This is a genomic window from Polaromonas sp. CF318 (assembly GCF_000282655.1).
In the GTDB taxonomy this organism is placed as follows: domain Bacteria; phylum Pseudomonadota; class Gammaproteobacteria; order Burkholderiales; family Burkholderiaceae_C; genus Polaromonas.
The window spans coordinates 1-6,755 of sequence record NZ_AKIV01000118.1; the positions used below are offsets into that span (position 1 = coordinate 1).

Annotated in this window: 7 protein-coding genes and 2 pseudogenes; all 9 read left to right on the plus strand. The window is 66.9% G+C overall.

The window, feature by feature from the left end:
- Nucleotides 1-544, plus strand: a pseudogene (locus tag PMI15_RS24900) (DUF4440 domain-containing protein); the annotation flags it as partial.
- A gap of 72 nt (nt 545-616) precedes the next feature.
- Nucleotides 617-1,855: a L,D-transpeptidase family protein gene (locus PMI15_RS19450; RefSeq protein WP_007873396.1), complete on the plus strand. Its 1,239-nt coding sequence runs from the start codon at nt 617-619 to the stop codon at nt 1,853-1,855.
- Nucleotides 1,856-1,878: 23 nt separating this feature from the next.
- Nucleotides 1,879-2,589, plus strand: a complete 711-nt coding sequence (locus PMI15_RS19455; protein ID WP_036840150.1) for a peptidylprolyl isomerase — start codon at nt 1,879-1,881, stop codon at nt 2,587-2,589.
- A gap of 26 nt (nt 2,590-2,615) precedes the next feature.
- Nucleotides 2,616-3,125, plus strand: coding sequence for a peptidylprolyl isomerase (locus PMI15_RS19460; RefSeq protein ID WP_007873399.1), 510 nt, complete (start codon nt 2,616-2,618; stop codon nt 3,123-3,125).
- Nucleotides 3,126-3,944 carry a UDP-2,3-diacylglucosamine diphosphatase gene (locus PMI15_RS19465; protein ID WP_007873402.1) on the plus strand — a complete coding sequence of 273 codons (819 nt, stop codon included), beginning with the start codon at nt 3,126-3,128 and terminating at the stop codon, nt 3,942-3,944. It begins immediately after the preceding gene.
- Nucleotides 3,945-3,993: 49 nt separating this feature from the next.
- Complete coding sequence (locus PMI15_RS19470) at nt 3,994-4,764, plus strand: zinc-dependent peptidase (RefSeq protein ID WP_007873404.1); 771 nt, start codon at nt 3,994-3,996, stop codon at nt 4,762-4,764.
- Nucleotides 4,765-4,880: 116 nt separating this feature from the next.
- Nucleotides 4,881-5,747 (plus strand): hypothetical protein, encoded by an 867-nt coding sequence (locus PMI15_RS19475; protein WP_007873405.1) that lies wholly within the window; start codon nt 4,881-4,883, stop codon nt 5,745-5,747.
- 32 nt (nt 5,748-5,779) lie between these two features.
- Entirely contained in the window at nt 5,780-6,376 is a 597-nt protein-coding gene (locus PMI15_RS19480) for an RNA polymerase sigma factor (RefSeq protein ID WP_007873407.1), read from the plus strand.
- Nucleotides 6,373-6,755: pseudogene (locus PMI15_RS25190) on the plus strand (hypothetical protein); the annotation flags it as partial. The gene PMI15_RS19480 and the pseudogene PMI15_RS25190, both read left to right, overlap by 4 nt.

Sequence of the window (6,755 nt, forward strand, 5' to 3'; positions counted from 1 at the left end):
CAAACCCCAGCCGCAAGCCGCGGCCAAGCCCGCCGCCGGCGCCCAGGCCTCGGGCCAGGTCACGGCCGCCGCGCCAGCGGCAGCCCCCGCACCGGCCGCCAAGCCCGCGCCCGCGGCCGCTCCCGCCGCAACAACGCCCGCAGCAGCGCCCGCCGCGACGCCGGCGCCCGCCGCCCCGGCACCTGCACCCGCTGCGGCCAGCGGCGCCGAGAAGGAAGTCGAAGCCGCCGTACGCGGCTGGGCCAAGGCCTGGTCCGACAAGGACATGGGCGGTTACCTCGGCAGCTACGGCCAGAACTTCGACCCGCCCGGCAAGCAGGCCCGCAAGGCCTGGGAAGAAGACCGCCGCGCGCGCATCGTCGGCAAGTCCAAAATCAGCGTGAAACTTTCCAACCTGTCGATTTCGGTGCAAGGCAACAAGGCCACGGCCCGGTTCAAGCAGGATTACAGCGCCGATTCGCTGAACATCTCCAGCCGCAAGACCCTGGACCTCGCCAAGGTGGGTGACCGCTGGGTGATCGTCAAGGAATCCACGGGCGGCTGACCTGAACCAAGTGTTTTGCCCAGCCCGCCCCCGCCCTTCTTCGCCGGCCGGCACCCTGTCGTGGAAACTTGCATGAAAAAGGTGCTCACCGCCCTTTTTTTCATCGCGCCTTGCCTGGTGCCGGCGCTTGCTTCCACGCGCACGGAAGGCGCAGCCAAGGCCGTGGCGCGCGCGCCCGCCGCGCCGCAACGCGCGGCACGCGACGGCGAAGCGGAAGCCCGCCTGATTGAAATCTACAAGCTGATCGGCCAGGCCGCTCCCCGCGAAGCGCTGCGCAAGGCGGAGAGCCTGGTCAAGGACCATCCCAATTTCCAGCTCGCGCAACTGGTTTACGGCGACTTGCTGGCCGGTTTCACGCGCCCGCTGCGCGCGCCCGGCGACCTGCCCGAAATCACCGCCAGCAAGACCGTCGCCCCGCAACTGGCCGAGCTGCGCCAGGAATCGCTGCTCAGGCTGCGCGCGCTGCGCGAGCGCCCGGCGCCGGGCACCGTGCCCTCGCAGTTCCTGGCGCTGTCGCCGCGCAACAAGCATGCAATCGCCGTCGACGCCTCCAGGTCGCGCCTCTACCTCTTCGAGAACACGCCCACCGGCATCAAGCTGGTGGCCGACTACTACATCTCGGTCGGCAAATCCGGCATTGAAAAATCCGTCGAGGGCGACCTGCGCACGCCGCTCGGGGTGTACTTCATCACCAGCAACCTGGACCCCAAATCGCTGCGCGACTTCTACGGCTCGGGCGCGCTGCCCATCAACTACCCCAACCAGCTCGACGTCAAGCGCGGCAAGACCGGCGGCGGCATCTGGCTGCACGGCACGCCACCGGCACAGTTTTCGCGGGCGCCGCTGTCCACCGACGGCTGTGTGGTGCTGGCCAATCCCGATCTGGAACGCATCATCCGAACCGTCGAAGTGCGCAGCACGCCCGTCGTCATCGCGCACAGCCTCAAATGGATGGCGCCGCAATCACTGGCGTCCGACATCAAATCATTTGAAAATGTGCTGCAGGGCTGGCACAGCGCCAAATCCAGCGGCGACATCGCCAAACTCACCGCCTGGTACACCCCCGACTTCACGAGTTACGGCAAGACCCTGGCTGAATGGACGCCCGCCCTGCAAAGCGAGCTCAAGCAGTTGGGCGGGCGCGGTATCCAGCTCAAGGATGTGTCTTACCTGCGCTGGACCGACAGCGCCGACACGATGGTGGTAACCTTTGGCGAACTGGTCAAGGGCGCCAAGACCGGCCGCACCAAGCGCCAATACTGGGTCCGCCAGGGCAGCCAGTGGAAAATATTTTTCGAAGGAGCCATTTGATGGCAGTTCACCCAAGGCCGGCGATGTCCGCGGCCTCCTTTCTCCATTCCCTCCATTCCCCCTTGCGCCGCGCGGCGTTCGCACTGGCCGCCGCCGCGAGCCTGGCCCTGCTGGCCGGCCCGGCGCTCGCGCAGAACGCGCCCAGGGTCAGGTTCGCCACCAGCGAGGGCGACTTCGTGGTCGAGGTCTACCCCGACAAGGCACCCAAGACCGTCGAGAACTTCCTGCAATACGTCAAGGACAAGCACTACGACGGCACGATTTTCCACCGCGTGATCAGCAACTTCATGGTGCAGGGTGGCGGCTACGACGCCACCTACGCCGAGAAGAAAACCCGCCCGCCCGTGCCGCACGAAGGCCGTGAGGCGCTCGCCAAAGGCGGCCCGAGGAACATGGCCGGCACCCTGGCCATGGCGCGCACCAACGACCCCAATTCCGCCTCGGCGCAGTTCTTCATCAACGTGAAGGACAACGACTTCCTGGACCCCACCATCATCCCGCCCGGCGATCCGGTGCCCAGATTCGAATACCAGGGCCGTGTCTACGAAAACACCCCACGCGCGCAACTCGTCAACGCGCCCCAGCTGTACGGCTACACCGTCTTCGGCAAGGTCGTCAGCGGCATGGACGTCGTCAACAAAATCAAGTCGGTGCCGACCGGCGCTGGCGGCCCCTTCCCGAGCGACGCCCCCAAAACGCCCGTCCTCATCAAATCAGCTACCCTCGTCAATTAACCGCCCTCCCCCTACAGGACACCATCATGAGCAAGCCCAGAGTCGAACTCCACATCGCCGAATACGGCGTCATCACGCTGGAACTGGACGCCGCCAAGGCGCCCAAGACCGTCGCCAACTTCCTGAACTACGTCAACAAGGGCCACTACGCCAACACCGTGTTTCACCGCGTGATCCCCGGCTTCATGGTGCAAGGCGGCGGCTTCGAGCCAGGCATGAAACAAAAGCCCACCGACGCTGAAATCGAGAACGAAGCCAACAACGGCCTGAAGAACGACAACTACACCATCGCCATGGCGCGCACCAACGCGCCGCACTCGGCCAGTTCGCAGTTCTTCATCAACGTGGCCGACAACGGCTTTCTGAACCACACCGCGCCCAGCGCTTCGGGCTGGGGCTATGCCGTGTTCGGCAAGGTGATTGCCGGCACCGACGTGGTCGACAGGATCAAGGCCGTCAAGACCGGTCGCAAGGGCTTTCACGACGACGTGCCCATGGAAGACGTGATCATCCAGAGAGCCATCTCGCTGGACTGAGTGTCCCAGCAGCCGGTGAACACCCCCCAGGCCGTCCCCGAGATCGCGGAGCTTTCGGCGCCGCCGTCCTGGCGCACGGTCGATTTCATTTCCGACCTGCACCTGCAGGCCGGCGAGCCCGCCACCTTCGAGGCCTGGCGCCATTACCTTGAAAGCACGCCCGCCGACGCGGTGTTCATCCTGGGCGACCTGTTTGAAGTCTGGGTCGGTGACGATGCCGTCGGCCCAGACCTGAATGCGCCCTCGGCCGGCTTTGACGCAGGCTGCGCGCGCGCCATGGGTGAGGCCGCCAGCCGGCTGGCACTCTTTTTCATGCACGGCAACCGCGACTTCCTGGTGGGCCAGGCGCTGATGGACCTGTGCAACACCACCTTGCTGCGCGACCCGACCGTGCTGGAGTTCCCCGCGGGCTCGGGCCGGCGCTGGCTGCTGTCGCACGGCGACGCCCTGTGCCTGGACGACACTGACTACATGGAATTCCGCCGGCAGGTGCGCAGCGCCGACTGGCAGCGCAATTTCCTGGCCAAGCCCCTGGCGGAGCGCCAGGAGATCGCGCGCGCGCTGCGCCGGCAAAGCGAGACGCGCAAGCGCTCGGGCACCTCCTATGCCGACGTCGATGCCGAAGCCACCCGCCAATGGCTGCGCGCGGCAAAGGCCTCCACCCTGATCCACGGCCATACCCACAAGCCGGCCATGCACGACCTGGGCGGGGGTCTCGCGCGGGTGGTGCTCAGCGACTGGGACCCGGCCGCCCCGGTTCCGCGTGCCGACGTGCTGCGCCTGTCGGCCGGCGGCCTGCAGCGCATCGCCCTGTGCTGACCCTCTTTTCCATTCTTGAAGCCTTGCCCGCGACCAAAACACCCACCCCATGCTGAACTGGTTAAGAACGCTGGGGCGCCAGAGCGCCCCCACCAAGACCATTCCCGATACCCTGTGGATGGACACCCTGCTGCAGTTTCCCTTCCTGGCCCACCGTCCGGTGGCCGAACTGCAGCAGTTGCACGAGTTGGCCGGGAAATTCCTCAAGCAAAAGGAGTTCACCGGCGCGCAGGGGCTGCAAGTCACCGACGAGATGGCCGTCGCGATCGCCGCACAGGCCTGCCTGCCCGTGCTGCATTTGGGCCTGCGCTGGTATGACGACTTCAAGGGCATCGTGGTGCATCCCGGTGCGATGCTGGCGCGCCGCGAAGTCACCGACCAGGCCGGCGTGGTACACCGCTACAGCGAAGAGCTGCTGGGCGAAGCCATGGACGGCGGCCCCGTTACGCTGAGCTGGCAGGACGTGGCCGCCGCGGGCAGCGCGGCCGAGCACGGGCACAACGTCGTGATCCACGAATTCGTCCACAAGATGGACATGCGCGACGGCGCGGCCGACGGCTGCCCGCCCATGCCCACCCGCAGCGCCATGAGCGGATGGCACTCCGTGATGCAGCCGGCCTTTGATGAATTTTGCGAAAAAGTCGCCATGGCCAAACGTTTCGGTGCCGAGCCGCCGTGGCTGGACGACTATGGCGCGAACTCGCCGGCCGAGTTTTTCGCCGTGGCCTGCGAGGCCTATTTCGTCAACCGCGAACGTTTCACCCGGGATTTTCCGGCCCTGACGGTGCTGTTCGACAAATTTTTCATTCCCGCCAAATAAACGGGAGGGGCCGCAGGGGCTTCAAACCTCCGAAGCCGGGGTATTGAGCGCTACGCTTAACCCCTTTTCCCCTGCTGCCCCGTTTCATGGAGTTCCACCCTCTTTCTGGAGCCCCCATGAAACCCCACATCCTCCCCGCCTCCCTCCTGCTGGCCCTGTCCGCCTGGGCCCTGCCGGCCCATGCCATAGGCCGCCTGGCCGACGTCACCGTGGTAGACCGCAACACCGGCGCCACGCTGCCGCTGTACTACCACCGCGGCGAGTACTGGGTGGCCGGCCAGTACGGCGCCAAATACGCGATCGCCGTGCGCAACAAGCTCGGTGAGCGGGTGCTGGCCGTGACCGCCGTAGACGGCGTCAATGTGCTGAGCGGCGAGACCGCCGCCTGGGACCAGACCGGCTATGTGTTTTCGCCCTGGCAGCAGTACCAGGTGACTGGCTGGCGCAAAAGCAGCAGCGAGGTCGCCGCGTTCGAGTTTTCCGCGCTGGGAGATTCTTACGCCGGCCGCACCGGCAGGCCCGCCAACGTGGGCGTGATCGGCGTGGCGCTGTTTCGCGAACAGCCGCCCGAGCCGGTAGCGCAGGCACCCGTTTATTCCAGCCCCCGTCGCAGCGAGCGTGAGGCCGACGTCCCCGCGGCCCCTCCAGCGCCCGCGGCGGCGCTGGCAGATCGCATCCGCGGCGGTGCGGACGCATCAGCCTCCGCCGAAGGCCTGCTCAGCAAGCCGCAGGCCGCCCCCTTGCCGGCCCCCAAGCTGGGCACGGGCCACGGTGCCCGCGAAAGCTCGCCGGTCTCGCACACCAGCTTCGCGCGCCTGCAGGCCCAGCCCAACGAAGTGATACGCATCCGCTATGACAGCCGCGAGAACCTGGTCGCCGCCGGCGTGATCCGCGAACCTGCGGCGCACCACCCCGTTCCCGATCCCTTTCCGCAATCAGGCAATGCTTCGTATGTCCCAGACCCTCCTGTGCGCCGATACTGAAAGCGAGCATCTGCGCCGTGATAATCTGGCGCATGCCCCGTGCGCCTACATCCGACAACGCAGCCGAAGACAGCGACGAGTCGCTGATGCTGCGCTATGCGGCCGGCGACATCGCGGCCTTCGATGCGCTCTATGCGCGCCACGAGCTCGGCGTATGGCGCTATGTGTTTCGCAGCGTGCGGGTGCAGGCGGTGGCCGACGACCTGCTGCAGGACGTGTGGTTTGCCGTGGCGCGCAGCGCGCCCACCTACACGGTGTCGGCACGCTTCAAGACCTGGCTGTTCACCATGGCGCACAACCGGCTCGTTGACCACTTTCGCAGCGCGCGCCACCATGTGAGCATTGACGCAAGCGATGACGAAGACAGCCCGGGAATAGGCGACACACTGGCGGCCGATTCCGGCTTCGGCCCGCTGCGCCGGCTGGAGTCCAGCGAGCAGGCGGCGGCGCTGATCGCCGCGGTCGAGCGCCTGCCCCGTGAACAGCGCGAAGCCTTTTTGCTGCAGGCCGAAGCCGGGCTCAGCGTGGACGAGATCGCCACCGCCACCGGCGTGAATTTCGAGACCGCCAAAAGCCGTTTGCGCTATGCGCGAAACAGCCTGCGCCAGCAGCTACAGGAGTTTGCATGACCGAGCCTGACCGCAGCCCGCCCGGCGATGAGCTGACGCAGCGCTACCGCGAAGCCAGCGCGCAGGACAAGCGCCGCCCCGGCGCGCACGTGCGGGAGGCGGTGCGCGCCCACGCGCAGACGGTGATCGCCGCAGGCAAGGCATCCGCGGCAACGGGCAGCGCGCCCACAGCCCCCGCCGCCAACCAGTCGCGCTGGAAGATATCCGCCCTGGCCGGCCTGGCGCTGGCCGGCTTGACCGGCCTGCTGGTACTGCAATACGACCGCGGCACGGACGAAGAAAAAGACCTGGCGTTCGGCCAGCCCAGTGCAAGCGCGCCCCCTGCACCTGCACCTGCACCTGCACCTGCACCTGCACCTGCACCTGCACCTGCACCTGC

Coding starts and splice junctions, on each gene's coding strand:
- PMI15_RS19450 (WP_007873396.1), top strand. CDS start 617: ATGAAAAAGGTGCTCACCGCCCTTTTTTTCATCGCGCCTTGCCTGGTG.
- PMI15_RS19480 (WP_007873407.1), top strand. CDS start 5,780: ATGCCCCGTGCGCCTACATCCGACAACGCAGCCGAAGACAGCGACGAG.
- PMI15_RS19475 (WP_007873405.1), top strand. CDS start 4,881: ATGAAACCCCACATCCTCCCCGCCTCCCTCCTGCTGGCCCTGTCCGCC.
- PMI15_RS19470 (WP_007873404.1), top strand. CDS start 3,994: ATGCTGAACTGGTTAAGAACGCTGGGGCGCCAGAGCGCCCCCACCAAG.
- PMI15_RS19455 (WP_036840150.1), top strand. CDS start 1,879: ATGTCCGCGGCCTCCTTTCTCCATTCCCTCCATTCCCCCTTGCGCCGC.
- PMI15_RS19460 (WP_007873399.1), top strand. CDS start 2,616: ATGAGCAAGCCCAGAGTCGAACTCCACATCGCCGAATACGGCGTCATC.